This is a genomic window from Roseateles sp. GW821-FHT09G09 (assembly GCF_059415965.1).
Genome location: NZ_JBWKOG010000004.1, coordinates 531,211 through 556,871, shown reverse-complemented (window position 1 = coordinate 556,871; position 25,661 = coordinate 531,211). Strand labels below are relative to the sequence as shown.

Annotated in this window: 24 protein-coding genes and 1 pseudogene; 11 read left to right on the top strand and 14 right to left on the bottom strand. The window is 70.0% G+C overall.

All coding sequences use genetic code 11. The annotated features are described in order from the left end of the window. Window positions 1–100 precede the first annotated feature (100 nt). A complete protein-coding gene (locus tag AC07O8_RS13870) occupies window positions 101–1,891 on the top strand; it encodes a sensor histidine kinase (RefSeq protein WP_495048570.1) in 1,791 nt (596 codons plus the stop codon). Here AC07O8_RS13870 and AC07O8_RS13865 read toward each other — a convergent pair. Then, window positions 1,871–2,854, bottom strand: a complete 984-nt coding sequence (locus AC07O8_RS13865) for a quinone oxidoreductase family protein (RefSeq protein ID WP_495048569.1) — start codon at window positions 2,852–2,854, stop codon at window positions 1,871–1,873. The genes AC07O8_RS13870 and AC07O8_RS13865 overlap by 21 nt on opposite strands. Window positions 2,855–2,949: 95 nt before the next feature. Here AC07O8_RS13865 and AC07O8_RS13860 point away from each other — a divergent pair, with 95 nt between their 5' ends. Then, on the top strand, window positions 2,950–3,867 hold the full coding sequence (locus AC07O8_RS13860; RefSeq protein ID WP_495048568.1) for a DMT family transporter: 918 nt from the start codon (window positions 2,950–2,952) through the stop codon (window positions 3,865–3,867). Between the two features lie 54 nt (window positions 3,868–3,921). Here AC07O8_RS13860 and AC07O8_RS13855 read toward each other — a convergent pair whose 3' ends face one another. Together AC07O8_RS13855 and AC07O8_RS13850 are read right to left on the bottom strand one after the other, a co-directional pair. Then, window positions 3,922–4,710 (bottom strand): SDR family NAD(P)-dependent oxidoreductase, encoded by a 789-nt coding sequence (locus tag AC07O8_RS13855; RefSeq protein ID WP_495048567.1) that lies wholly within the window; start codon window positions 4,708–4,710, stop codon window positions 3,922–3,924. A 131-nt stretch (window positions 4,711–4,841) separates the two neighbouring features. Next, window positions 4,842–5,777 carry a DMT family transporter gene (locus AC07O8_RS13850; RefSeq protein WP_495048566.1) on the bottom strand — a complete coding sequence of 312 codons (936 nt, stop codon included), beginning with the start codon at window positions 5,775–5,777 and terminating at the stop codon, window positions 4,842–4,844. A gap of 412 nt (window positions 5,778–6,189) precedes the next feature. On the opposite strand from AC07O8_RS13850, the gene AC07O8_RS13845 reads away from it, so the two are divergent. Both AC07O8_RS13845 and AC07O8_RS13840 read left to right on the top strand, forming a co-directional pair. After that, the gene (locus AC07O8_RS13845) at window positions 6,190–7,215 is read left to right on the top strand and encodes a GGDEF domain-containing protein (RefSeq protein ID WP_495048565.1); all 1,026 of its coding nucleotides are present in this window, start codon (window positions 6,190–6,192) and stop codon (window positions 7,213–7,215) included. Window positions 7,216–7,282: 67 nt separating this feature from the next. After that, window positions 7,283–8,836 (top strand): sensor histidine kinase, encoded by a 1,554-nt coding sequence (locus AC07O8_RS13840; RefSeq protein ID WP_495048564.1) that lies wholly within the window; start codon window positions 7,283–7,285, stop codon window positions 8,834–8,836. Between the two features lie 46 nt (window positions 8,837–8,882). On the opposite strand, the gene AC07O8_RS13835 is transcribed toward AC07O8_RS13840, so the two are convergent. Then, window positions 8,883–9,104, bottom strand: coding sequence for a hypothetical protein (locus AC07O8_RS13835; protein ID WP_495048563.1), 222 nt, complete (start codon window positions 9,102–9,104; stop codon window positions 8,883–8,885). 144 nt (window positions 9,105–9,248) lie between these two features. Beyond that, window positions 9,249–9,713 carry a hypothetical protein gene (locus AC07O8_RS13830; protein WP_495048562.1) on the bottom strand — a complete coding sequence of 155 codons (465 nt, stop codon included), beginning with the start codon at window positions 9,711–9,713 and terminating at the stop codon, window positions 9,249–9,251. Window positions 9,714–9,936: 223 nt separating this feature from the next. Here AC07O8_RS13830 and AC07O8_RS13825 point away from each other — a divergent pair, with 223 nt between their 5' ends. Then, the gene (locus AC07O8_RS13825; RefSeq protein WP_495048561.1) at window positions 9,937–10,842 is read left to right on the top strand and encodes a transglycosylase SLT domain-containing protein; all 906 of its coding nucleotides are present in this window, start codon (window positions 9,937–9,939) and stop codon (window positions 10,840–10,842) included. A 132-nt stretch (window positions 10,843–10,974) separates the two neighbouring features. Here AC07O8_RS13825 and AC07O8_RS13820 read toward each other — a convergent pair whose 3' ends face one another. The 4 genes from AC07O8_RS13820 to AC07O8_RS13805 form a co-directional block, all read right to left on the bottom strand. Then, on the bottom strand, window positions 10,975–12,657 hold the full coding sequence (locus tag AC07O8_RS13820) for an MFS transporter (protein WP_495048560.1): 1,683 nt from the start codon (window positions 12,655–12,657) through the stop codon (window positions 10,975–10,977). A gap of 216 nt (window positions 12,658–12,873) precedes the next feature. Beyond that, a complete protein-coding gene (locus AC07O8_RS13815) occupies window positions 12,874–13,515 on the bottom strand; it encodes a 2-hydroxychromene-2-carboxylate isomerase (protein WP_495048559.1) in 642 nt (213 codons plus the stop codon). Between the two features lie 33 nt (window positions 13,516–13,548). Beyond that, a complete protein-coding gene (locus tag AC07O8_RS13810) occupies window positions 13,549–13,815 on the bottom strand; it encodes a DUF1289 domain-containing protein (RefSeq protein ID WP_495048558.1) in 267 nt (88 codons plus the stop codon). Continuing rightward, a complete protein-coding gene (locus AC07O8_RS13805) occupies window positions 13,812–14,369 on the bottom strand; it encodes a YbaK/EbsC family protein (protein WP_495048557.1) in 558 nt (185 codons plus the stop codon). Before AC07O8_RS13805 ends, AC07O8_RS13810 begins: the two co-directional genes overlap by 4 nt. A gap of 142 nt (window positions 14,370–14,511) precedes the next feature. On the opposite strand from AC07O8_RS13805, the gene AC07O8_RS13800 reads away from it, so the two are divergent. Continuing rightward, window positions 14,512–15,399 carry a LysR substrate-binding domain-containing protein gene (locus tag AC07O8_RS13800; RefSeq protein ID WP_495048556.1) on the top strand — a complete coding sequence of 296 codons (888 nt, stop codon included), beginning with the start codon at window positions 14,512–14,514 and terminating at the stop codon, window positions 15,397–15,399. Window positions 15,400–15,474: 75 nt separating this feature from the next. Here the strand turns inward: AC07O8_RS13800 and AC07O8_RS13795 are convergent, their stop codons facing one another. Continuing rightward, the gene (locus AC07O8_RS13795; RefSeq protein ID WP_495048555.1) at window positions 15,475–17,436 is read right to left on the bottom strand and encodes an FTR1 family protein; all 1,962 of its coding nucleotides are present in this window, start codon (window positions 17,434–17,436) and stop codon (window positions 15,475–15,477) included. A 289-nt stretch (window positions 17,437–17,725) separates the two neighbouring features. On the opposite strand from AC07O8_RS13795, the gene AC07O8_RS13790 reads away from it, so the two are divergent. From AC07O8_RS13790 to AC07O8_RS13775, 4 genes are all read left to right on the top strand, one after another. After that, window positions 17,726–18,895, top strand: a complete 1,170-nt coding sequence (locus tag AC07O8_RS13790) for a CaiB/BaiF CoA transferase family protein (protein WP_495048554.1) — start codon at window positions 17,726–17,728, stop codon at window positions 18,893–18,895. A 26-nt stretch (window positions 18,896–18,921) separates the two neighbouring features. Then, the gene (locus AC07O8_RS13785; protein WP_495048553.1) at window positions 18,922–19,809 is read left to right on the top strand and encodes an HpcH/HpaI aldolase/citrate lyase family protein; all 888 of its coding nucleotides are present in this window, start codon (window positions 18,922–18,924) and stop codon (window positions 19,807–19,809) included. Window positions 19,810–19,890: 81 nt separating this feature from the next. Beyond that, complete coding sequence (locus AC07O8_RS13780; protein ID WP_495048552.1) at window positions 19,891–20,856, top strand: Bug family tripartite tricarboxylate transporter substrate binding protein; 966 nt, start codon at window positions 19,891–19,893, stop codon at window positions 20,854–20,856. Window positions 20,857–20,944: 88 nt separating this feature from the next. Continuing rightward, window positions 20,945–21,418 (top strand): thioesterase family protein, encoded by a 474-nt coding sequence (locus AC07O8_RS13775; RefSeq protein WP_495048551.1) that lies wholly within the window; start codon window positions 20,945–20,947, stop codon window positions 21,416–21,418. Between the two features lie 321 nt (window positions 21,419–21,739). Here AC07O8_RS13775 and AC07O8_RS13770 read toward each other — a convergent pair whose 3' ends face one another. From AC07O8_RS13770 to AC07O8_RS13755, 4 genes and pseudogenes are all read right to left on the bottom strand, one after another. Continuing rightward, window positions 21,740–22,366 carry a helix-turn-helix transcriptional regulator gene (locus AC07O8_RS13770; protein ID WP_495048550.1) on the bottom strand — a complete coding sequence of 209 codons (627 nt, stop codon included), beginning with the start codon at window positions 22,364–22,366 and terminating at the stop codon, window positions 21,740–21,742. Beyond that, a complete protein-coding gene (locus tag AC07O8_RS13765; protein WP_495048549.1) occupies window positions 22,363–23,670 on the bottom strand; it encodes an MFS transporter in 1,308 nt (435 codons plus the stop codon). The genes AC07O8_RS13770 and AC07O8_RS13765 overlap by 4 nt, the downstream gene beginning before the upstream one ends. Beyond that, window positions 23,667–24,539 (bottom strand): questin oxidase family protein, encoded by an 873-nt coding sequence (locus AC07O8_RS13760; protein ID WP_495048649.1) that lies wholly within the window; start codon window positions 24,537–24,539, stop codon window positions 23,667–23,669. Before AC07O8_RS13760 ends, AC07O8_RS13765 begins: the two co-directional genes overlap by 4 nt. A gap of 42 nt (window positions 24,540–24,581) precedes the next feature. Next, window positions 24,582–24,989: pseudogene (locus tag AC07O8_RS13755) on the bottom strand (VOC family protein); the annotation flags it as partial. A gap of 164 nt (window positions 24,990–25,153) precedes the next feature. On the opposite strand from AC07O8_RS13755, the gene AC07O8_RS13750 reads away from it, so the two are divergent. Continuing rightward, a complete protein-coding gene (locus AC07O8_RS13750; RefSeq protein WP_495048548.1) occupies window positions 25,154–25,630 on the top strand; it encodes a protein-tyrosine phosphatase family protein in 477 nt (158 codons plus the stop codon). Window positions 25,631–25,661: the final 31 nt, after the last annotated feature.

The window sequence follows — 25,661 nt, the reverse complement described above, 5'->3', positions numbered from 1 at the left end:
ACGAAGTGGACATCGCCGCCATGGACAGGACACGGCCCACGGCGACAATCCGCTGCGACCGAACGTAACCAAGAACAGGGCCGACAAGGGCCTCGCTCCCATGCTCGACTTCTCCTGCCTGACCCACTATGACTGGCTCGATGTGCCCATGTGGGTCTACGACCAGGAGCGTCAGCGCAACCTCTGGGCCAATGCCGCCGCGCTGGGTTTCTGGCGCGCGGACAGCGCCGAGGAATTCCTCTCCCGCGACCTCAGCGACATGAGCCCCTCGGTGGCCGAGCGGCTGGCGGTGACGGCCGCCGACCACACGCAGGGCAAGCTGGTGCGCGAGCAGTGGACGCTGTACCCGAAGGGTCAGCCGGCGACGGTGATGCTGGTCTCCCGCGGCATCCGCACGCCCGACAAGCGCCAGGTGATGCTGTTCGCGGCGGACTCGCTGGTCAGCGGTGTGGACAAGAGCCTGCTGCGCGGCGTCGAGGCGCTGCAGCACACCTCGGTGCGGATCGCGGTGTTCTCGCTGCGCGACGGCAGCGTGCTGATGCGCAACCCGGCCGCGGCGATGTGCTTCAACGGGCTGCGCAAGACCATCGGCGCGACCGACTTCAGCGCGATCTTCCCGGAACCCGACCTGGCACGCCGCATCGTCGCGCAGGTGCGTGGCGGCCAGACCTTCGGCGCCGAGCTCGAGATCAACACCGCCAACGGCCGGCGCTGGCACGCCGTCGACGCGCGCCCGATGCGCGACCCGGTCAGCGGCGAGGTCGTGCTGCAGCTCAATGCGCGCGACGTCGGAGACTTCAAGGCCACGCAGGCGCAGCTCGAGGCCGCGCGCGAGGCCGCCGAGGCGGCCAGCCAGGCCAAGAGTTCCTTCCTGGCCAACATGAGCCACGAGATCCGCACGCCGATGAACGGCGTGCTGGGCCTGACCGAGCTGGTGCTGCAGACCGAGCTCAACGAGCGCCAGCGCAAGTTCATCGAACTCGCGCACAGCTCGGCCAAGGGGCTGATGGTCATCATCAACGACCTGCTGGACATCGCCAAGATCGAGGCCGGCCGCGTGATCATCGACCAGGCGCCGTTCAGCCTGCACGACTGCCTGCGCGAGGCGCTGCATCCGCTGCTGCTGCAGGCGCACGAGAAGGGCCTGCAGTTGCACGCCCGCGTGCAGCCGGGCGTGCCGCAGCATCTGCTGGGCGACGCGCTGCGGCTGCGCCAGATCATGGTGAACCTGGTCGGCAACGCGCTGAAGTTCACCGAGAAGGGCGAAGTCCGCGTCGACATCCAGCGCGTGGACGCAGGCGGCGGCGACGAGCCGGTCCACGCCGGTCCGCTGCGCCTGCGCATCGCGGTGCACGACACCGGCATCGGCATGACGCGCGAGCAGATCGCGCAGATCTTCAGCCCGTTCACGCAGGCGGACGGCAGCATCACGCGCCGCTACGGCGGTACCGGGCTGGGCCTGACCATCGTGAAGCGACTGGTGGAGCTGATGGGCGGCGAGGTGCAGGTGGAGAGCCAGCCCGGCGCGGGCTCCTGCTTCAGCTTCGAGGTCAAGGTGTCGCAGCCGCTGGTGCTGGACGAGGTGCTGCGCACCGAGACCGTGGACGTCGAGGTCCACGAGACGACGGCCGGATCGCTCGACGGCGAGCCGGCCGCCGACTTCGCCGCCGACACCGTGCCCGCCGGGCTCGACGAGCTGCCGGTGCCGCGCCGCATCGTCACCGATGCGCAGGCGCCGGACGCCCGGGTGCCCCGCGACGACCCGCGCGATCCGCGTGACCCGCGCGCCGACCACAGCGCCAACGATGCGCTGCTGGACGCGGAAACGGTGGCGGCCGATCTGGATCCGCCGCTCGCCAGCTCCGCCGGTTCAAACCAGCAGCACGCCTGAGCCCGTCGTCGTGCGGGCTTCCAGTTCGCGATGGGCGCGCTGGACCTCGTCGAACGGATAACGCTGTTCGACCTCGATCTTCACCGCGCCGCTTTCCACCGCCTGGAACAGGGCGCCCGAGATCTGCTGCGTCGCCTCCAGCGATGACAGGTGCACGAACAGCGAAGGCCGCGTCAGGTAGAGCCCCGACGCCGACAGCGCCTTCAGCGACACCGGCGGCACCACGCCGGACGCGTTGCCGAAGCTGACCATCAGCCCGAACGGTCGCAGGCTCGCGAGCGAGCCTTCCCAGGTCGACGCGCCGACGGAGTCGTAGACGACCTTCACGCCCTTGCCGCCGGTGATCTCCCGGACGCGATCGGCGAAGTTCTCGGTGGAATAGTTGATCGCGAACTCGGCGCCGTGGTCCAGCGCCAGCCGGCATTTCGCGTCGCTGCCGGCGGTGCCGATCAGCCTCAAGCCGAGCGCCTTCGCCCATTGGCACGCGATCAGGCCGACGCCGCCTGCCGCCGCGTGGAAGAGCACGTGGTCGCCGGCCTGCAGCCCGCCCTGCGGCAGCGTGCGCTGCAGCAGGTACTGCACCGTCATGCCCTTGAGCATCATCGAAGCGCCCTGCTCGAAGCTCAGGAAGTCCGGCAGCTTCACGACGCACCTGGCCGGCATCACGCGCGCGGTCGCGTAGGCGCCGATCGGCTGGCTCGCGTACGCGGCGCGGTCGCCGGGCTTCAGGTGGGTCACGCCCTCGCCCACCGCCTCGACGATGCCGGCGCCCTCCATGCCCAGGCCGGTCGGCAAGGGCAGCGGGTAGACGCCGCTGCGGTGGTAGATGTCGATGTAGTTGAGGCCGCAGGCCGCGTGGCGGATGCGGATCTCGCCGGGGCCCGGGTCCCCGACCTCGATGGATTCGATGGTCAGGACCTCCGGTCCGCCGGGTTGCGAGATGCGCACGGCTCTGTCGCTCATCAGGGTTCTCCTCAAGGGGGGATGTCGCTCGCGCGTCGCCCGACGCGCCGATCGCGGCTATCGTGCCAGTCTCGCGATTCCGGCGCACCGCCGCAATGACCTTGACCCCACGACTGGCCCTGATGCTGACGCTGCCGCCGCTGCTGTGGGCGGGCAACGCCGTCGTCGGGCGTTCGGTCGGACCGCTGGTGCCGCCGCTGCTGCTCAATGCGACGCGCTGGACGCTGGCCTTCGTGCTGCTGGTGCTGATCGCGCGGCCCGCGCGGGCGCTGCTGCAAGACCTGGCCCCGCTGCGTGCGCGCTGGGGCTACTTCGCGTTGACCGGCGTGCTGGGCATGGGCTGCTACAACGCGCTGCAGTACCAGGCGCTGCACAGCTCGACGGCGCTCAACGTGACGCTGATCGCCGCCAGCCTGCCGGTGTGGATGCTGGCCGTCGGCGCCCTGCTCTATCGCGTGGGGCCGACGCGCCGCCAGCTCGCCGGCGCGCTGCTCTCGCTGGCGGGCGTCGCGCTGGTGATCTCGCGCGGCCACCTGGAGCGGTTGACGCACGTGCAGTTCGTCGTCGGCGACCTGCTGATGCTGCTGGCCGTGTTGAGCTGGGCCTTCTACAGCTGGCTGCTGGCGCGACCGCCCGCGCACATGCAGGGCGAGCGCCGGCCCGACTGGGATTGGGCCGCGCTGCTGATGGCGCAGATGCTGTTCGGCCTGGCTTTCGGCTGGGCGTCGGCGGGCGTGGAGCAGGCCGTCGGCGTGCCGCCGGTGCAGTGGGGCTGGCCGCTGGTCGCGGCGCTGGTCTACGTCGCGATCGGGCCGTCGCTGATCGCCTACCGCTGCTGGGGACTGGGCGTCGCCCAGGCGGGGCCGACGCTGGCCGCGTTCTTCGGCAACCTCACGCCGGTCTTCGCGGCGCTCATGTCGGCCGCGCTGCTGGGCGAATGGCCGGCGTGGTTCCACGGCGCGGCCTTCGCGCTGATCGCGGCGGGGATCCTGGTCTCGTCGGCAAGACGTTGAGGATCCGGCTGAAGATCCGGCCGAGGATCCGCCCGAGCATCCCGGCGCCGTCGATCAGAACGTGCCCGGGTAGGAACCGCCGTCGAGCAGGATGTTCTGCCCGGTCAGGTAGCCCGCATGAGCCGAGCACATCAGCGCGCAGATCGCGCCGAACTCGGCCGCGCTGCCGAAACGTTGCGCCGGGATCGCCGACATGCGCTTGGCGCGCACGTCGTCGACCGGCTGGCCCGACTTCTGCGCGCCGGCGGCCATCGTCTTCTGCAGGCGCTCGGTGTCGAAGGCGCCGGGCAGCAGGTTGTTGATCGTCACGTTGCGGCCGGCGATGCGCGACTGCCGCGCGATGCCGGCGATGAAGCCGGTCAGGCCCGACCGCGCGCCGTTGGACAGGCCCAGCACGTCGATCGGCGCCTTCACCGCGCCCGAGGTGATGTTGACGATGCGCCCGAAGCCGCGGTCCGCCATCGAGTCCACCGTCGCCTTGATCAGTGCGATCGGCGTCAGCATGTTGGCTTCCAGCGCGGCGAGCCACTGCTCGCGTTCCCAGTCGCGGAAATCGCCGGGCGGCGGACCGCCGGCGTTGTTGATCAGGATGTCCACCTGGGGCGCGGCGGCCAGCGCGGCGGCGCGGCCGGCCTCGGTCGTGATGTCGCCGGCCACGGCAACGACCTGCACCGCCGGATTGATCGCGCGCAGCCTGGCGGCCTGCGCCTGCAGCGCTTCCTCACCGCGCGCGGTGATCACCACGTTGACGCCTTCAGCCGCCAGCGCCTCGGCGCAGCCAGCACCCAGGCCCTTCGAGGCCGCGCACACCAGGGCCCACTTGCCCGTCAGTCCCAAGTCCATGTCGATCTCCGTTCTTGATTCGTCTGCCCTCGCAAGGGCTTCAGCACTGCCACCGCCGCTGGCCCTCACCCCTGCCCTCTCCCGCAAGCGGGAGAGGGAGTTCGAGCGCCAGGCTTCAGCGCATCGGGGCGTCAGCGGCGCTGGCGCGCGAGCAGCCAGACGCCGCCCAACACCAGCACCGTGCCCGCGACGACCCAGCCGGTCAGCGGCTCGTCCAGGATCAGCACGCCCATCAGTATCGTGGACATGGGGCCGACCATGCCGGTCTGCGCGGCGACACCCGCCCCCATGCGCTCGATCGCCATCATGACCATCAGCACCGGCGCGAAGGTGCAGGCCAGCGCGTTCAGCGCCGACAGCCACCACACCGCGGGCGCCAGGTCCGCGAGCCCCGACACCGGCCGCGCCAGCAGAAACTGCGCGATGCAGAAACCGCAGGCCACCGAGGTCGCCAGCCCGGTGAGCCGCATGGCGCCGAGGCGCTTGACCCATTCGCCGCTGTAGACGAGGTACAGCGCATAGGCCACCGCGCTGCCGAAGACGAGTCCGCCGCCGAGCCACACGTTCGCGCCGGCGACCTGCAACTCGTGCCCGAAGACCAGCAGCACGCCCGCATAGCTGACGGCCAGCGCGCCCGCCTGGCGCAGCGTCACGCGGCGTCCGAACATCGCCCACGACAGCAGCAGCACGAGGGTCGGGTTGAGGTAGAGGATGAGGCGTTCGAAGCTCGCGCTGACGTAGGCCAGGCCGGCGAAGTCCAGGAAGCTGGCGAGGTAGTAGCCGCTGAATCCCAGTCCCAGCACGGCGAGTTTCTCGCGTCCGGTCAGGGCGGGCTTGCCGCGGCCGGCCCACCATGCCAGCAGCAGGAACAGCGGCAGCGCGAGCAGCATGCGCAGCATCAGCAGGGTGATCGCGTCGACGCCGTGGCGGTAGGCGAGCTTGACGATGATCGCCTTGCCGGAGAACCCGATCGCGCCGCCGACGGCGAGCAGCAGCCCGCTGAGCGGCACGCGCGCCGAGCCGGGATCGGCGGAGGCGACCGGTGCCGCGGTGGGTGAACTGCTCATGCGTCGATTCTAGGAATCGACGCGCGGGCCGCATTCGCGAAGGGGCAATGCACGCTTGCCGCCCCACCCGCCACGCCCCGATCCGCCCCGTCGTCTCGAAGCCGGCGGCGCCGGTGCCCCTCGGAGCGAATGCCGAGCGTGAGGAGGCGATTGAGCGCAGAGGGGCACCGGCGCTGCCGGCTTCTGCTCGGTCCTCGCAGCCATGTCCCCTCCCCTGTCCCATCCCGCGTGAATAGTTGCGCCCCGCATCGCCCACGTGCGCCGATGCCCTCAAGACCTGGCCCCACCGCGCCGAAGTCCGGCAAGCGCCTGCCGCGACGACGCTGCGGACGGCGGTAGTGGGGATGGGAAACGACAAGGGACCGCGTCTCGACGGAGGCGACAGGTTCCGGACCTGCGAGGGACCCTGCCGATGAGGTACACCGAGAGCATCGCTGCGAGCGCCCAGGCGCTGCGCACCGCCTTGCCGTTGATGTCCAGACAGCGCGCCGCGCTGCATCCGGTCACGTACGCCGTCTGGTACGAGCACGTGACCGCGATGAACGGCGCGCTCAGCCGTGAGTTGATGGGGCTGACCCAGGACGGCGGCACGCTGGACGAGCCGCAGACCTGGGCGCTGTACCGCAAGCACATCGCCGAGCTCGACGAGCAGATGGCCGTCACCCTGGCGCAGGACGTCGGCGACGTGCTGCGCGGCGTGTCCGACTGCACCGATCAGGCCGGCCAGCAGGTGCAGCAGTACGCCCGGGCGCTGCAGGGCTGGGAGCGCTCGCTGCGCGACGCGGCGCCGGGCCAGCATGTCCAGGTGCTGGCGGCCGCGCTGCAGGGCACGCAGGACATGGGCCACGCGATCCACGGCCTGGTCGCGAAGCTGGAAGCGAGCCGCCAGGAAGTCGCCTCCCTGAGGCAGGAGGTCCACCGCGCCCGCAGCGAGGCGCTGCTGGATCCGTTGACGGGCTTGAGCAACCGGCGCGGTTTCGATCGCGCGCTGGCCGACTGCCTGCAGAGCCCCGATGCCGGCACGCCGACGGCCCCGTGCCTGCTGCTGGGCGACATCGACGATTTTGTGGCGCTGCGCGCGCGCCTCGGCGAGGCGCGCCTGAACGACACGCTGCAACAGGTCGCCAACGCCGTGCGCAGCATCGCGCAGAGCCACCACGTCGCCGCGCGCATCGAGGACGACGAGTTCGCACTGCTCATTCCGGGCGCCGGCCTGCACGAGGCCTACACCCTCGCCGAACAGCTGCGCCACGGCATCGGGCAGTTGCAGGCCGACGCCGACCGGCGCCTGAGCCTGTCGATGGGCGTCACGCAGTTAGGCCGGGGCGAGAGCGCGCGCGACTTCATCGGCCGCGCGGACCAGGCGCTGCAGGCGTCCCGCGCCCAGGGCCGCAACCGCGTGACCGTGCTGGCGGCGGATGAGCGTTTCGCCGCATGAGGCGGTCACCGTCGCCCCGCATAATCCGTCGTCACAAGGGATGGACAGAGGGACGGACGTGGCCCTGATGAAGACTTCTCTGCGCAGCGCCGTGATCCTGGCGCTGCTGGCGGGCCTGGCCCTGCCCACCGGCGGCGTGCTGCTGTACGAGCAGCAGCTGAGCCGCCGCGTCGTGATGGAGGACCTCCAGCGCGATCTGTCGCGCGTGTCGGAAGTGCTGGCGCTGTCGCTGGCCGAGCCGATCTGGCAGGTCTCGCCCGACCTGGCCGAGCCGATGGTCAAGGCGCAGGTCGACGATCCGCGTTTCGTCTCCGTCGTGGTGACGGAGAACGCCGCGCAGCAGGCCTTCGTCGAATTCCATCGCGGCACGCCCGACGATGCGATGACGCTCAGCGAGACGCGCCCCGTGCTGCGCGACGGCCGCGAGATCGCCAAGCTGACCGTGGTCATGAGCGCCGAGCCGCTGATGGCGCGCAAGCGCGACGACCTCTGGAACGCGCTGTGGCGCAGCCTGCTGACGCTGACGGTGTCGCTGGGCCTGATCCTTGTCGTGATGCAGCGCCGGGTGCTGCGCCCGATGGCGCGCCTGTCCGAGGCCGCCGACGAACTCGCGTCCGGCCAGCTCGACCAGCCGTTGGCCTTCGGCGGCGAGGACGAGATCGCCCGCGTCGGCAAGGCGATGGAGCGCATGCGGCTCGCCTTGCTGAAGGCCTTCGACGACCTGCGCGGTCACGCCAGCACGCTCGAGGACCAGGTGGCGCAGCGCACCGTGCAGCTCACCGAGTCCAACGCCGAGCTCACGCAGGCGCTGGCCAACCTCAAGACCGCGCAGCGCGAGCTGGTCGAGTCGGAGAAGCTCGCCTCGCTCGGCCGGCTGGTCGCCGGCGTCGCCCACGAGCTCAACACGCCGCTGGGCAACGCGCTGACGGTGGTGTCGGCGCTGGAGGACCGCTGGGTCAAGCTCGACCGCATGCTCACCGACAACACGCCGATGCGCCGCAGCCAGCTCGAGGAGCTGGCCAAGGACACGCGGCGCGGCCAGGACATCCTGCACCGCAACGTGCAGAAGGCGGCCGACCTCGTGCGCGATTTCAAGCAGGTCGCGATCGATCAGACCAGCGACACGCGGCGCGACTTCGAGCTGGCGCAGGTGGTCGAGGACGTGCTCGTGATGGTCGAGCCCAGCTTCAAGCACACGCCCTTCCGCATCGTCACCGACCTGCAGCCGGACCTGCAGATGAGCAGCTATCCCGGCGCGCTCGGCCAGGTCCTCACCAACCTGCTGATGAACACGCTGGTCCACGCGTTCGAGGGCGAGACGCAAGGCGAGGTGCGCGTCAGCTGCCACCGGCTCGACGCGACGCAGGTGGAGCTGAGCGTCGACGACAACGGCCACGGGATGGACGCGTCGATCGTGCGCCGGATCTTCGATCCCTTCTTCACGACCAAGCTCGGCAAGGGCGGATCGGGCCTGGGCATGCACATCGTGCACAACATCGTGACCAACGTGCTCGGCGGCCAGATCGAGGTGATCTCCCGGCCGGGCGAAGGCACCTGGATGATGATGCGTCTGCCGGTCGACGCGCCGCTGCGCGCCGCCAGCGAGGACCGGGTCGGTTGACCGGTCCCCGGGTCCGCGACGCTGGCTGCGTCGCGGCGGGCATCGCTTACCGGGAAGCGCCCGACGCGGCCACCGAGGCCGCCTCAGCCGGCAGCGCCGCGGAGGCCGCCGCCATCGCCGCCGAGGCCGCGTCGCTCGCGGCCTGCTCCGCATGACCGCCGGTCACGTCGTGCTTCTCGCCCGTCAGGTCGATGTTGCCGCCGCTCTTCATCAGCACGAACAGCGCGATCGCGGCGAAAACGATGAATCCAACGACGATTTTCCACATGGTTCCGAGGTCCTCTTGAGGTTGCCGGTCGCGACAGACTGACCGGATCGGAGGCCATTGTGGGAAGCGAGCCTGACAGCAGGCTGAGGGCCGGCTGTATCCATGCGTGACTGCAGGCGGCAATCCGGGCGATGCAGGTGCGGCTCAGCCGATCTGCTCGATCGCATAAGCGATCGCGCGCCAGGTCGGATCGCTGCTGGTGGCCAGCACGCGCTCGACCAGCGGTCGCCAGGCGTGCTGGCCGCCCGCCAGGCGGTCGACCATCGCGAACACCAGCGTGGCGGCATCGGCCTCGCCGGCATGCTGCTCGCCCGCCAGTTCCGCGCGGCCCACCGATGCGTCGCCGCCCAACAGCGCGCCGACCGCCATCAGCACCTTGACCGCGCGCTCGTCGCCCAGGTCCACCGCCAGCGCGGCCCCGATGGGCGCGGCCTCGTCGTGACGGCCGATGCGGCTCGCCAGCAGCAGGCAGGCCGACAGGATGCGCCGCGCCGACCAGCCGGCCACCGGCATTGGCATCGGCAGCACGGACGGGAAGCCGCCGCCGCTGCCCGACAGGGGATCGAACGGGGCGGTGCTGTGGAAGGAAGGCGGGGACTGCAGGGACATGGTGCTTGCTCACGGGTGGCCGCTCTGGACGAGCCTTGCATGCGTCGGACGCGATGGACACACGCATCGCGAAGGCTTCGCCCTCGACGCGAAGGAGCAAGGCCGGCGCCCCTCGTCCCGATGTCTTCGCAGTGCTGAACGCCGCTTCGGATCTGGCCGGCACCGCGAGCGCAAGTTCCCAAGATGGCCTCTTGTCGTCAGCAACCCCTGAAGGAGACCTGCCATGTCCGTGAGCTTCCAGAATCAACCCCTCGGCGGCCTGGGAGGCCTGGGTGGCCTCGGTGGCGTCGATGCCCTGGGCCAGGCGGGAGGCCTCTCGGGTCTGTCGCAGGCGCCGGGCGGCGCGGCCGAGATCCAGGCCAAGCTGACCGAAGTGATCCTCCAGATCCTCAACCTCCTGATCAACGAGATCATGAAGGCACTGCAACAGCAGCAGCAAGGCGCGCAGGGCGGCGGTGCTGGTGGTGGCGGCGGTGGCCCATCGGGCGCCTCTGGCGCGGGCGCTCCGCAGGGCGTAGGCGGTCCTCAAGGCGTGGGCGGTCCTCAAGGCGCCTCGGGCGCCGGCGGCCCACAAGGCGCGTCCAACCCCTACCAACCGAACAACGCCTATCAGGCGCAGCAACCGACCTCTGCGCCGCCGGTGTCGAACGCCAGCTCGCCGTCGGGCGTGGGCGACGTGTCCTCGACCGGTGGAGGCCAGGGACCTTCGGGCATGCCGGCCGAGCTGTGGAAGGACTGCCAGGAGGCCGGCAGGAAGACGGGCGTCGACCCCTACATCCTGGCCGCGCAGATGGAGAAGGAAAGCCAGTTCGGCAAGGGTCTGAACGGCAGCCCCAGCGCGGGCGACGGCCTGATGCAGGTGGAGCCCGGCACCCGCCAGGCCTACGCCGGCAAGTTCCAGGAAAAGATGGGACACGCCTACGACCACAACGACCCCAAGGACCAGGTCGCCATGGCCGGCGTGATCCTCGCGGACAAGGGCGGCGACGCCACCAACATGCTGCAGAAGTACAACGGCGGCGACAACTGGGCGCCGGGCGCGACCGACTCCTACGGCCGCGAGATCAAGGCGGCCGAATACGCCTCGTCGGTGCTGGCGAAGGCGCAGCAGATGAAGGCGGCGGGCTGAGGCAACGCGCGACGCATGCCCCGTGCATGCATCGCGCGGTGATCGCAGAAAAGAACAAGGGCGGCCGAGAGGCCGCCCTTGTCGTTGCCGGGATCAGCGCCGGAGCGCCGATCCCGTCGTGCATCCGCTCGCTCAGTCGCGGGCGTAGATGTCCACGTCCTTGGTTTCGCGCACGAACAGCAGGCCGATCACCAGGGTGAGCGCGGCGATGCCGATCGGGTACCAGAGGCCGTGATAGATGTTGCCGTTCTGGGCCACCATCGCGAAGCTGATCGAGGGCAGCAGGCCGCCGAACCAGCCGTTGCCGATGTGGTACGGCAGGCTCATCGAGGTGTAGCGGATCCGGGTCGGGAACAGCTCCACCAGCATCGCGGCGATCGGGCCGTAGACCATGGTCACGTACAGCACCAGCACCGCGAGGATCGCGATCACCAGCGGCGTGTTGACCTTGGCCGGATCGGCCTTGGCCGGGTAGCCCGCGGCCTTCATCGCATCGCCCAGGTCCTTCTTGAACGCGGCGATCTTCTTCGCGCTGTCCTCGTCGAACTTGTGCCCGCCGGCGGTCAGCGTGGCGCTCGGCGCCTCGATGACCTTGTCGCCGATCTTCAGCGTGCCGCTGCCGGCCGCGCCGGGCACGGTCTCGTAGTTCGCCGCGGCTTGCGCCAGGGCGCGCTTGGCGATGTCGCAAGGCGTCACGAAGTCCACGTCGCGCGCGATCGGGCTGCCCTGGAAGGAGCATTGCGCCGGATCGGTCGTCAGCGTGATCTGCGCGGTCGCCTGGGCCTTGGCCAGGTCCGGGTTGGCCGCGTTGGTCAGCGCCTTGAACAGCGGGAAGTAGGTCAGGATCGCCAGCAGCAGGCCCGCCATGATGATCGGCTTGCGGCCGATCTTGTCGGACAACGTGCCGAACACGACGAAGAACGGCGTGCCGATCAGCAGCGCGACGGCCACCATGATGTTGGCCGCGGCCGGATCGACCTTGACCACGCTCTGCAGGAAGAACAGCGCGTAGAACTGGCCCGTGTACCAGACCACGCCCTGGCCGGCCACCAGGCCGAACAGCGCCAGCAGCACGACCTTGAGGTTCTTCCACTGGCCGAAGGACTCGGACAGCGGCGCCTTGGAGGTCTTGCCTTCGGACTTCATCTTCTGGAAGGCGGGCGACTCGTTCATCGACAGCCGGATCCACACGCTGATGGCCAGCAGCAGGATCGACACGATGAACGGGATGCGCCAGCCCCACTGCGCGAAGGTCGCCTCGCCGAGCGCCGTGCGGGTGCCCAGGATGACGATCAGCGACAGGAACAGGCCCAGCGTCGCCGTGGTCTGGATCCACGAGGTGTACGCGCCGCGCTTGCCGTGCGGGGCGTGCTCGGCGACGTAGGTCGCGGCGCCGCCGTATTCACCGCCCAGTGCCAGGCCTTGCAGCAGGCGCAGGCCGACCAGGATCACCGCCGCGGCGGGACCGATGGTCTCGTAGGTGGGCAGCACGCCGACGATGAAGGTCGACAGGCCCATGATCAGGATCGTCACCAGGAAGGTGTACTTGCGGCCGATCATGTCGCCCAGACGGCCGAACACCAGCGCGCCGAACGGACGCACGATGAAGCCCGCCGCGAACGCCATCAGCGACGCGATGAACTGGGCGGTCGGATCGAGACCGGTGAAGAACTGCTTGCCGATGATCGCGGCGAGCGAGCCGTACAGGTAGAAGTCGTACCACTCGAACACCGTGCCCAGCGAAGAGGCGAAGATGACCTTCTTCTCTTCGGCCGTCATCGGCGCATTGGTGGTCACTGCGCTTGCAGTTGCCATGGGATTGTCTCCTCGGGATTTCCCAGAGCCATCGACCGATGGCCCTTGGGGCGCGACTATCCGAGCGCGCTCTGACCCGTTTCTGACGACTTGCTTGCCCCTGGCTGACAAACCCGGGGGCAACCCTCGCTTCGTATTTCTCGATGCGGAATTTCGGTCCCTGTGCGCCGCAGCAAAGGGTATGTCCCTACGGCGACATTCGAGGGCAAGGCGCGCTCAGCCGCGCTGCACGCCCACCGGCAAGGTCCGCGCGGCGTCCCACGCCGGACCGTCGAACCATGCGTCGCCGTCGAGGAAGGCGGTCAGCATGTCGAGGGCATCGAGCCCCCAGAACAGCTTGTCGTCGACGGCCATCGTCGGCACGCCGAAGACGCCGCGCGCGACGGCGGCATCGGTGGCCTCGCGCAGCGCGGTCTTGACCTCGGCCGACGCGGGATCACGCATCGGCGCGAGGTCCGCCGTCAGTTCGGCGAGTCGCCGCGGATCGGCCGCGTCGAGCCCGCCGCGCCAGACGTGGTGGAAGACGCGCTCGACCGCGTAGCGACCGGGCGTCTGACCCGTCGGCGCGGTGGCCCACAGCAGGCGCAGCAGCGGCAAGGGGTTGAAGGGATGCGCGGCCGGCAGGTCCAGCGGCACGCCCAGCCGATGGCCGAGCCACGACACCTGGCGGTAGGTCCAGTCTCGCTTGCCGGGGATCTCCGCGGGGCCCTTGTTGTCGAGCGACTTCAGCACGGCGCCGAAGAGGATGGGCACATGACGGACCGCGACGCTGCGACCGGCCAGCGCCTCCGGCAGCCGCTCGAAGGCCAGCGCCGCGTAAGGCGAGATCGGGTCGAAGTAGAAATCGATCGTGGTCATCGGTCGTCCCCTGTCATTCGCCCATCGGGCCGTTCAGGTCTTGGGCAGCGGCTCGGTGGCGAGCGCGCCGTGCGCGATCAGCAGCGCGCGGCGCTCGGGCAACAGGTTGAGCAGGCGGATCCGCGACTCGTCGTCGGACTTGCTCCAGCCGGCGATCTCGGGGATGGTGCGCGCGCAGCCGCGGCACAGCGCCGTCGGCTCGTGCATCTTGCAGACGTTGATGCAGGGCGAGGCGACGCGGCCTTCGGGCGTGCGCGCGACGTTGTCGGCGGTGACGGGCGTGAAGGTCGAGGTGCTCACGATTGCGCCACCTCGATCACCGGCGCGCCGGTCAGCGCGACGAGCTGCTGCGGCGTCATCAGGAACACGCCGTTCGGATGGCCGGCCGCGGCCCAGATCGTGTCGAAGCGGAACAGCTCCTGGTCGATGAACAGTTGCGGGGGCGCGCCCTCCTCCGCCGGCAGGAAGCCCAGCGGCGACACGCCGCCGATCGAGAAGCCGGTCCGCGCCTTCACGTAGTCGGCGTCGGCGCGACCGAGCTTGCCGGTGTGGGCTTCGAGCTTGCGCTCGTCGACGCGCTTGTCGCCGGATGCGATCACCAGCACGGCGGCGCCGTCGGCCTTGCGCTTGAACACGACGCTCTTGGCGATCTGTCCCAGCGCGACGCCCAGGGCGTCGGCCGCCTCCTGCGAGCTGCGGGCGGAGACCTCGAGCCAGCGCGGTTCGTGTTCATGGGACAGCGCGCGCAGGGCGGCACTCACACGGAGGAAGCCGTCGGGGCGGACGGTGTCGGTCGCTGCCGAAGGCGCCGTGGATGCCGTCGCAGAAGTCTCGGGGGAAGTCGTGTCGCTCATGCCGCGCATTGTGCCAATGCCCTCGGTGCGCGATTGGCGCATCGGCGCAAGACCGCAGTCCGCGCAGGTCGCGGTGGCACGAAGGTATGGTGCGAAGGTCACCGTGCCGACGGGGACGTCCCGCATCACCGGAGATCGAGTCGTGGAACTGCGCCAGCTGAGGTACCTGATCGGCGTCGCCGACGCCGGCAGCCTGCTGAAGGCGTCCAAGCTGCTGCACCTGGCGCAACCGGCGCTCGGCCAGCACATCGTCGCGCTGGAGGAGGAACTCGGCGCGACGCTGTTCGTCCGATCGAGCCGCGGCATGGCGCTGACCGACAACGGCCGCCGCTTCATCGAGCATGCGCGCAAGGTGCTGGCGGAACTCGAAGCGGCGAAAGCCTCGGTGCTGGCCGACGGTCAACACCTCACCGGCGAAGTGATCCTGGGCCTGCCCACGACGGTCGCGCTGGCGGCGACGGTGCCGTTGCTGCGCCTGGTGCGCACGCGCTTGCCGCTCATGCGGCTGCGCATCGTCGAGAGTCACAGCGGCTTCCTGCGCGAATGGCTGCAGGCCGGACGCCTGGAACTCAGCATCCTCTTCGAGGACCGCCAGGAGCCGTGGTTGTCGCAACGCCAGTTGCTGACGGAGCAACTGGTCCTCGTCGGTGCCGCTGGCGCCGCCGGCGCCGGAACGCCGCCGATGGCGCGCGAGGTCTCGCTGCGCGAGCTGGGCCGCCTGCCGATGATCCTGCCCAACACCGAGCACGGCCTGCGGCGCATCATCGACGCGGCCTGCCGCGCCAACGGCGTCGAGCTCGACGTCGTGGCCGAGATCGACTCGCTGCCCGCCGTGAAGACGGCGGTCGCCGCCGGCCTCGCGTACACGATCCTCTCGCCGGGCTCGGTCAGCGAAGAACTGCGCCAGGGCCAGCTGCGTCAGGCCGTGATCCGGGATCCCGAGATCCGGCGGACCATCTGCAGCTGCTTCGCGCTCACGCGTTCGCCCGGACCCGCGGCGCGCGCGGTGAGCGATCTCGTGACGAAGTGATCCGGGAACTGGTGCTGACCGGGCAGTGGCCGGCGACGCTGGCAGGTCAGCCGGCCAAGACCTGAATCATCGCCCTCATCGTCCAGCGCTCGCAGGCTTCGCCTTGGCATTGCGCAGGAAGAAACCCAGCACCAGCAGAAGCACGAGCGCCTGCGCCACCAGGCCGATCACCGACGGATAGATGCCCAGCAGTTCCAGACGCGGCGCGGACAAGGCGCTCGGCGCGATCCAACCCGCCTCCTGCAACGCGGCCACGCCCTTGCCCGTCAGGACGACGGCGAGGACGGCCACCAGCCACGAGCTCACCGAGAAGAACTTGCCGATCGGCAACCGGGCGCTGTAGCGCAGCAGGAGCACCGTGATGACCACCAGGCAAATCACGCCCACGCCCAGGCCTGCCAGGATCGCGCCGTCATTGCCCTGGCCCCACAGCGCCGCGTAGAACAGGATGGTCTCGAACACCTCGCGGTACACCGCCACAAAGGCCAGACCGAACATGAAGAAGGCGGAGCGGCGGCCCAGCGCCGCGGACATGCGCTCGCGCAGGTAGGCCTGCCATTGACCGGCCACGCTCTTCTGATGCATCCAGACGCCGACGCTCAGGAGCACGACGGCGGCGAACAGGCTCGACAGGCCTTCCGTGACTTCGCGATTGGCGCCGCTGATCGAGACCGCATAGGTCGCGATGGCCCAGGTGACACCGCCCGCGGCCAGTGCGCCGATCCAGCCTGCATGCACGTACGGCAGCACGTCCGGACGCTTGGCCTGTCGCAGGAACGCGATCATCGCGACGACGACCAGCAGCGCCTCGATGCCTTCACGCAGCAGGATCGTCAGGCTGCCGAAGAACGCCGCCGTCGCATCGGCGCCGGAGGCCGCCAGTACGTGGTCGGCATCGTTGAACAGTCCGTCGATGCGGGCCGCGGCCGCTTCGACTGCCTGAACCGGAGCCTGGGCCGCGATCAGCGAGCGGTACTGGCCCATGGCCACTTCGATCTGCTCCTTCAGCGCGCCCTCACGCGCTGCGAGCGCCTGCTCGTAGGGTTCGACGCCGTCCAGGTAGGACGACAAGGCGAGCTCCGCGGCCTCCTTGGGATGGCCCGCCTTGAACGCTGCGACGCTCTCATGCAGCCGATCGCGCGCCAAGGTGAGGCGGTTCCCACGAGGCGCGACCAGCACCTCGGGATGCGCATGGAGATAGGCCATCGTTGCCGCGGCCTGGCCTTCACCGACGGCACTGGCGAGTTCTGCCTCCGTGAGACGGACGAAGTGGTCCATCCCGGTCACCTCGGCGCGCGCCTTCTCAGACTCCTTCCAGACAAGCTGCCCTTCTTCGCGCTGCTTGTCGTCATGCGCAAAAGTGCCAAGGTACATCGCCACCGCCCATCGATCCTCTTCGGAGAGCTGGCCGAACGCCGGCATGGCCGTTCCCGCGATCCCTTGGCTGGCCGCCTGGTACAGCGCGAACACACTGCGCTGGCGGGCCCGCTCGTGGTTGGTGAACGCGATCGGCCGGGGATCGAGTTGCCTGGCCAACGGACCGTCGCCGTTGCCCGACGCGCCGTGGCAGGCCGCGCAATTCGCCGCGTAGACGGAGGCGCCCAGCTTCAGGTCCGGCAGCGCCGTCGGCGCGAGCGGGACCGGGTAGACCGCGATCAGATGATTCGCCAAGGCCTTGGCCAAGCCGCCGACCTTGGCGGCATCGGACTTGGCGGCGATCTCGGCTTGAAGGGCTTCGCTCTCGCGCAGCAGCGCGGCGCGTTCGGGCTTGTCCTCCAGCGCCGCGATCCTGTCGTGGGCGGTCTGGACGAACTCGTGCATCTCGTCGTACTCGGACTGCGCCACGATCTTGCCGTCCTGCACCGCGCCCGCGTAGTCGACGGCCAGGTAGTCGAGGATCTGCCACACGCGCCGCACGTCGGCTTCCGCGGCGCTCGCCGTGCCGCCGGCCACTAGGCCGATGCAGAGCAGGCAAGCCGTGAAGAGCTGGCGCACGATCCGGAGGGCGGTTGGCGGATCGACGTGAGTGCGACTCATTGTTGTTCCCGAGCGAAAAAGTGGCCCGCCGTGCGGGCCCGAGGAATGCGTCAAGCGCGGGGAGCTCAAGAGCCGCCCCGCCATCAGGAGCCCGAGTATGTCCGTCCCGGGCGGCGGAAGGTTTCAGCAAGCTTGCAAGGCTGGGCGATCGTGCGGGTCTTCGTCGGGATCTTCGCGAGGCGAGCGAGGCGACGCTGCTAGTCCAGAACCGGCTAGCGCCTAGCCGACATCTGTATTTCCCAGCGACGGCGCGCGTCCGTAGGCTGCTTCCCTGAAAGGAAGCGCCTCCATGAGTTCTGAGCAGTCCCTCCCCGACGAGCGCCAGCCGCTGTCGGACGTCCTCGTGATCGACCTGTCGCGGCTGGTGTCGGGCAACGTGCTGACGCATGTGCTCGCGGACCTCGGCGCCTCGGTCGTGAAGATCGAATCGCCCGAGCGCGGCGACGACCTGCGCGCCTGGCAGCGCCAGGGCGTGAGCACCTACTGGATGGAGTACAGCCGCAACAAGGACAGCGTCGCGCTGGACCTGCGCTCGGACGAGGGCATGGCCTCGCTGCGCTCGCTGATCGCGCGCGCGGACATCCTGGTCGAGAACTTCCGGCCTGGGACCCTCGAGAAGATGGGCTTGGGTTACGACGCGCTGCAAGGCCTGAATCCGAAGCTGATCGTCGTGCGCATCTCCGGCTGGGGCCAGACCGGCCCGTTCGCGAAGAAGGGCGGCTTCGGCTCGCTGATCGAGGCCATGAGCGGCTTCGCCGCGATGAACGGCCACGCGGACCGGCCACCGGTGCTGCCGCCCTTCTCGCTCGCCGATTCAGTGGCCGGCTTGCATGGATCGACGGCCGCGCTCGCCGCGCTGCTTCGTCAGCGCGCGAATCCGTCGCCCACGGTCCAGGAGATCGACCTCTCACTCTTCGAGCCGCTGTTCTCGATGCTCGGCCCGCAGGCCTCGGAGTTCCAGCTCACCGGCCAGGCCACGCAGCGCTCCGGCAGCCGCTCGCCGACGCACGCGCCGCGCAACGTCTACGCGACGAAGGACGGACGCTGGGTCGCGTTGTCCGCCGGCATGGCGGGCACCTTGCAGCGGCTCTTCGCGGGCATCGGGCAACCCGACGCGCTGAAGGACGAACGCTTCGCCACGCATGAGGCCCGGCTCGCCAACATCGATGCGCTCGACGACCTGATCCAGGGGCATCTGGCGACGCTCACGCTGGCCGAGGCGCTGGTCTTCTTCGAGGAACGCGACATCACCGCCGGCGAGGTGTGCGACATCGAGGACCTGCTCCAGCACCCGTACATCCGGGAGCGCGAGCTGCTGCTGGACACCCCCACCCCGGACGGGCGCACGGTGTCCGTCCATGCGGTGCCGTTCAAGATCAACGGTGCACGGCCGCCGGTGCGCCGACCGGCGCCCGCGCTGGGCCAGGACAACGACAAGTGGCTGAAGGATCGAGGATGAGCGCCGCCACTCGCAATGATCGGCACATGGATCGCGCTCGTCGCGCCTATCGCTCCTACCTCTTCGTCCCGGCCGACAACGAACGCCTGCTGCAGAGCGCGCTGAACAAGACGCCCGACGTGGTGATCCTCGACCTCGAGGACGGCGTGCATCCGAGCAGGAAGGCGACCGCGCGCGCCGGCGTGGCCGCCGCGATCGGGCGCGTGCACGCGGGCGGCAAGGTCGCCGCGGTGCGCGTCAACGGCGCGCTGAACACCGCCGTCGACGACCTGCGCGCCGCCGTGTCGCCGGGGCTGCGCCTGCTGGTGCTGCCCAAGGTCGAGCACGCGCGCGACGTGCAGTTGCTCGCCAGCGTCGTCGACGACCTGGAACGTGCGGCCGGACTGCCCGCGGGCGAGGTCCGATTCCTCCTTCAGATCGAGTCCGCCGCGGCGCTGCCGCGGCTCCACGACATCGCCGCCGCGTCGCCCCGGGTGCATTCGATGATGCTCGGCAGCGAGGACTTCTCGCTCGATGTCGGCGGCCTGCCGACACCGCAGGCGCTGCTCACGCCCAGCCTGATGGTGCTGTACGCGGCCCGCGCGGCCGGCGTGGTGCCGGTGGGCTTCGTCGGCTCCATCGCCAATCTCGGCAGCGTCGAGGAGTTTGAAGTCCTGCTGCAGGAGGCTCGCACGCTCGGCTTCCGCGGCGCGGTGGTCGTGCATCCGAAATTCGTCGATGCGATCAACGCCTGCTACACGCCCACGCCCGAACAGGTCGCGCAGGCCCGCGCCATCGTCGCGGCCTTCGACGTCGCCGATCGCGACGGCCTCGGCGCGACCAAGCTCGGCGATCTGATGATCGACAAGCCGGTGGTGCTGCGCGCGAAGGCCCTGCTCATCGAGGCCGGACTCAGCCCGACCGCGGACGGCTGAACGCCGGGCGCCGGGCGCCGGGCGGCTTCGGTGTCCGTTCCGCCCCCCCGCGGATCCCAGACCACAACAGGAGACAAAGTCATGCTGACCAAGCGAGAGTTCTGCGCCTTCACGGCGCTCAGCGCGGTCCTGCCCGCGGCGCGCGCGCAGGCCTATCCGGGCAAGCCGGTCACGATCGTCGTGCCCCAGGCCCCAGGCGGAACGAACGATGCGGTGGGCCGCATCCTGGCGCAGAAGCTCACCGAGAAATACGGTCAGGTCTTCAACATCGACAACCGCGCCGGCGCGGGCGGCAACATCGGCACGGAGCTGGCCTCGCGCGCGCCCAAGGACGGCTACACGCTGCTGCTGACGATCAGCAGCACGCAGGCGATCAACCCGGCGCTGTACCGGCGCACCGGCTTCGATCCGGTGAAGGACTTCGATCCCATCGCGCCGATCGGCGTCGTGCCCAACGTGCTCGTCGTCCATCCGGGCTTCCCGGCCAAGGACCTCAAGGGCTTCATCGCGGCGGCGAAGGCGAAGAGCCCGTCCTATCAGTACGCCTCGGCCGGCAACGGCTCGCTGAACCACCTGCTCGGCGAGATGCTCAACCGCTCCGCGGGGCTGCAGCTCGAGCACGTGCCGTACAAGGGCGTGGGACCGGCATTGACGGACATGCTGGGCGGTCAGGTGAGCGTCGGATTCGCGAGCCTGCCGTCCTGCCTCGAGTTCGTGCGCGCCGGCAAGCTGCTGGCGCTGGGCGTGAGTTCGCCCAGGCGTTCCTCGGCGCTGCCCGACGTGCCCGCGATCGGCGAAGTCGTCCCGGGATTCGCGGGCGAGCTGTGGGTCGGGTTGTTCGCGCTCCACGGCACGCCGGAGGCGATCACGAAGCAATTGGCGGAGGACGTGACCCTGGTGATGAACGCGCCCGACGCGCTCGCCAAGCTCAAGGCCTTGGGCGTGGAGCCGCTCAGCGGCGGCCCGACCGCGCTGGCGGCGATGCTGAAGCAGGACATCGCACGGTGGGAGCCGATCGTGAAGGCGTCGGGCGCTCGTGTGGACTGAGACGGCGCGACTCGATGCGAGCGGCGTTCACCCGGATTAGGGCGGACGCTCTCCTGCAGCGCGCGGCCTTGCGTTATGGTCCGCGCCCATGACCGATGTGAAGAGCCCTTTCGAGCCCGAGTTCACCACCGCCCTGTGCGAGATCTTCGAACAGCTGATCACCTTCAACCAGGTGCTTGGCGTGAAGATCGACGAGCTGCGGCACGAGATCGTGCGGGCGCACCTCCCCATGCGGCCGGACCTGGTCGGGCACTACGCCCACAACCGGCTGCACGGCGGCGTGATCAGCGCGACGCTCGATTCGATGGGCGGTCTGGCGGTGATGGCGGCGATCGGCGCGCGTCATCTCGACGAGCCGCCCCAGCAGCGGCTGCAACGCTTCGCCAAGCTCGGCACCATCGACCTGCGGGTGGATTACCTGCGTCCGGCCATCGGCGCACTGTTCCGATGCGAGGCCGAGGTGATGCGGCTGGGCAGCCGCGTCGCCAACACGCGCATGGCCTTCACCGATGAGCAGGGCCGGCTGCTGGCCACCGGAGCGGCGGCGTACATCGTGTCGTGAACAAGAGGCCGAGGGCGCGCTGCCACGGCCGCTGGCCCTCACCCCCGCCCTCTCCCGCAAGCGGGAGAGGGAGCAAGAGGGCCACAGCGTTTCTGCTCTCCCGCAAGCGGGAGAGGGAGCAAGAGGGCCACAGCGCTTCTGCTGCCGTAGACGCTTGACACGGTTGCTCTCCCGCAAGCGGGAGAGGGAGTAAGAAGGGTGCCGCGCTCGCCGGAGGGGAGCGGGGGAAAGAGGCGCCGGCGTTGAGAGCAGAGCCGGTCGGGCACCCTCTCCCGCTTGCGGGAGAGGGCGGGGGTGAGGGCCAGCGGCCTGTGCAGTCCACTACACCGGGCTGATCCGATAGGCACAACGCCGCGCGCCGGCGAGCAGATGCTCGGTGCGCTCGACCGTGAGTCCGGGCCCCAGGCAGCGCTCGAACAGCGCCAGCTCCGAACGGCAGAAGCCCTGGCAGCTCTGCGCCGCGGCGCAGATCGGGCAGTGATCCTCAACCAGCAGCCAATCCTTGCCGACGCGCTCGGCGCGCGCCATGTAGCCCTCTTCGGCACGCAGCCGCGCAAGCTCGCGCACGCGATCGCCCGTCGTGCGGCAGCGATCGATCGCCGCGCGATAGCGCAGCTCGCTGTCGCGCTCGCGCGCAAGGATCAGTTGATCCAGCCCCGCCTCGCCGAAGACCGCGCGCGCCTGCTGGATCAGTTGCACCGTCAGGTCGCCGTGCCGATCGGGAAACCGCCCGTGCCCCGCCGCCGTCAGCGACCACAGCTTGCGCGGCCGTCCGGCCTCGCCGCGCTGGTCGTCCTGCGCCTCGACCAGCCCCTGCTCCTCCAACCGCGCAAGCAGCTTGTGCGCGCCCATCGGCGTGATGGCGACGGTCGCCGCCAGCGCGGCCGCTGCCTGCGGCCCGCGGCTCTTCAACTCGAACAGCAGCCGGTCCTCATTGCCCTGGCTCATGAATGGCGCCTCGCGAACCGGATGAAGCCGATCGCCGCGCCCAGGCACATCGCGCCGCCCAGCAGCATGATCCAGCGCGCCGACAGCATGCCCAGCGCGCCGCCGATCAGCGCGATCAAGGTGTTGGACAGGCAGAACACCGTCGTCAGCAGGCCCATCACGCGGCCCTGGCCGTATGCCGCGAAGCGGTCCGACATCCACGCCGGCATCAGCGCGTTGTAGAACGACAGCGGAATGCCCAGCAACGGGATCAGCGCCAGGCCCATCCACGAGGGCGCGAGGCTCAGCGCCAGCAGCCCGATCGCCGCGACGACCGCGAAACGCGCCGCCCGGTGCAGCGGCGTCGGACCCGAGCCGACGCGCGCCGCGAAGATGCTGGCCGCCGTCATCGCCGCGCATTGCACCGCGGTGACCAGCGCGATGCCGCGGCTGTCCAGGCCGGCCTGCTGCAGCATCCACAACGGCGCGAACTCGTACAGCGCGTTGACGCCCAACGTGTAGGCCAGCTGCAGCAGCGCCAGGTGGCGCAGCACCGGGTCCTGCGCGATCAGCCCCAGCGACTGCTGCCGTCGCATCGCGGCGAGCAGGCCGCCTTCCGGCTTGGCGGCCGGACGGTCGTCGGGCAGGCCGAAGCCGAGCAGCACCAGGCACGGCAGCATCACGACGGCGGCGACGATGAACGGCACCGCCTCGCCCCAGGGCAGCGTCAGGCCGCCGAGCAGCGGTCCGACCAGCCAGCCGATGTAGAGGCTCGCGTTGAGCCAGGCGAAGCTGCGCGTGCGCTCCAGCTGCGGATGCCAGTCGGCCAGCAGCGCCCGCACGACGGCGACGTTCCCTTCCGTCAGGCCCGTCGCGAAGCGCGAAAGCACGAACAGGGGATAGTCCCGCGACGCCAGCGCGAAGGCGCTCAGGCCGTAGCCGACCAGCGTCGCGGTGATGGTGACGCTCAGCACGCGGCGCCGGCCGTAGCGGTCGGACATGGGCCCGATCACCAGGCTGCCGACCAGGATGCCGGCCGGGTTCACCGCCAGTGCCAGTCCCATCAGCAGTTCGGGCCGCAGGCCGAGGAAGTGGGTGAAGTCGTCGACCGGTCCGCCGACGAAGATCGGCGCCAGGATCGGGTACGGCAGCGCCACACCGGCCGTGCTCATCAAGGCCAGCGCGCAGACGGCCCAGAGCAGCAGGTGCGGATGGCGCAGCGGCGCCGGCGACACGGCGCTGGTCGAGGTCGAGGTCGAGGTCGAGGTCGAGGTCGGGGTCGCCGAAGACTCGGCGGAATCGGTGGAGGACAGCACGGCGCTCATTGTGCGGCCCCTTCCGCGCGCAGACACAAGGCATAGCCGGGCCAGCCGCGATGGCGCCATTCCTCGCGCGCGGCGTCGGCGATCTTGATGCGGTGGTCGTTCATCGACGCGTGCAGCGACGGCAGTTCGCGGGTCCAGTCGTCCTCCGTCGCGTGGCCCGCATGCACCAGCGCCCAGGCCGGCGCCGGACGGAGCTCGGACAGATACGTGCCCAGCCACGCGCGCCAGACGGTGCGCAAGACCTGGCCCTCGTCGATGTCCACGCCGCGCGAGGCGGCGGCCTCCAGCAACACGCGCAGCGCATGCGTGCCGGTCACCAGGTGCAACGAGGCGAACTGGTGCCGCGACAGGTACACGGCCAGCGAGGCCTCGGCCAGCGCATCGAGCGTCAATCGCGGGCGCTCCACGTAGCCGTCGAAGCCCGGCAGCATCGCGGCGTGTTGCATCCGCGTCGTGATCAGCGTGCCCGGCATCGCCGGCATGGCGAGCGCCGGATCGGCACGCACCGCATCGATGACCTCACGAAGGCTTTCAAGCCCCTGCCCCGCCGGCACCGGCGCGCCGAGCGGGCTCTCCAGCCCGATGGTCGTTCTCAGCGCCGCGTCGAGTTCCTGACGATGCCCCGACTGCAACGCATAGGCGAGCCGGATCGCGACATGGAAGGCCTGCGCTTCGGGCGCGGCCAGCACGCGGCGCAACGCGTCCTCGACGGACGGCGGCGGCACGCCGTCGTCGTCCGCGGGCCGCGACAGCGGCGTCCAGTGGTCGATGTGACGCTGCAGCGCCTCGCGCGGCGCGTCCAGCCGGGCCAGCGCGCCCAGCGCCATCGGCAGGTGGTTGAAGAGCGGCAGCGCCTCGGTGCCGTACATCGGGCCAAACTTCACCGACTGGTCGAGCGCCTCGTGCAACCCGGCGGGCCACGGCGGGCCTTTGAGCTCGAGCGCATTGCCGTCCGGATCGAACAGGTACAGCGACGGGCCTTCGCCGTCCGCGCCGTAGCGCGAGCCGTAGGCGTCGACGGTGACGCCCTTCGACGTCAGCCAGCGGCGCAGCGCGGGCTCCTCGAGCGTCTCGACGCGCAGGCAGAAGTGGTCGACGTTGCGCCCCTCGGCGCCGGGTCCCGCACCGCCGACGCGACCGAGCTTGCCGTCCAGCGGGACGAGGTCGATCAACTGGGCGCCGGCGCGCAACTGCACGAGTCCGATCTCGTCCTGCCGCCGCTCGACACTGCATCCCAGCAGGTCCACATAGAAATGCAGCGCGGCCGGCAGATCGCGCACGCGCAGCACGAGGTGGTCGAGTCCCTGGATCTTGATCATGGCGAGCTCCTTCTGCTTGCTTTGTTGTTGCTTCGAGCGCAGCTTCTGGCTTTGCTTTGACGAGGCGTTGAATGCCGTGCAGCCATGATCGTGCCGACGATCAAATAAATAAACTTTTAGTTGATTAACATTCCGACCGACAGGGAGACCCGACAATCGGGCACATGGCTTTCCGACCCCTCCCCCTCCCCGACGCCATCCCGGGCCGGCTGTGGCTGCAGTCGATGCCGGGCCGCCGCGAGTCCTGGGGCGCCTTCCTCGACGAGGCGCGCCTGAACCAGCTCAACGTGGTGGTCTGCCTCAACCCGCTCGAGGAAGTCGCCGAGCTCTCGCCGTCGTATCACAAGGCGATCGCCGAGGGCCGGCTCCCCTTCCGCTGGCTGCATGTGCCGATGCGCGATTTCGGACTGGCGTCCGACAGCGCGGCGTTCCGCCAGGGCGTCGAGCACATCGCGCAGGGCCTGCGCATGGGCGACCGCGTGCTGCTGCACTGTGCCGCCGGCATGGGCCGCACCGGCACCATGGCCGCGTGCGTGCTGAAGCGCCTCGGCGCGCCGGCGGACGAGGCACTCCAAGCGGTCACCGCGGCCGGGTCGAATCCGCAGTCGGCGCTGCAGTCGGGATGGATCCACCAGTTCTGACGCGCCCGCGATGACCCGCCTGACGGGCGCG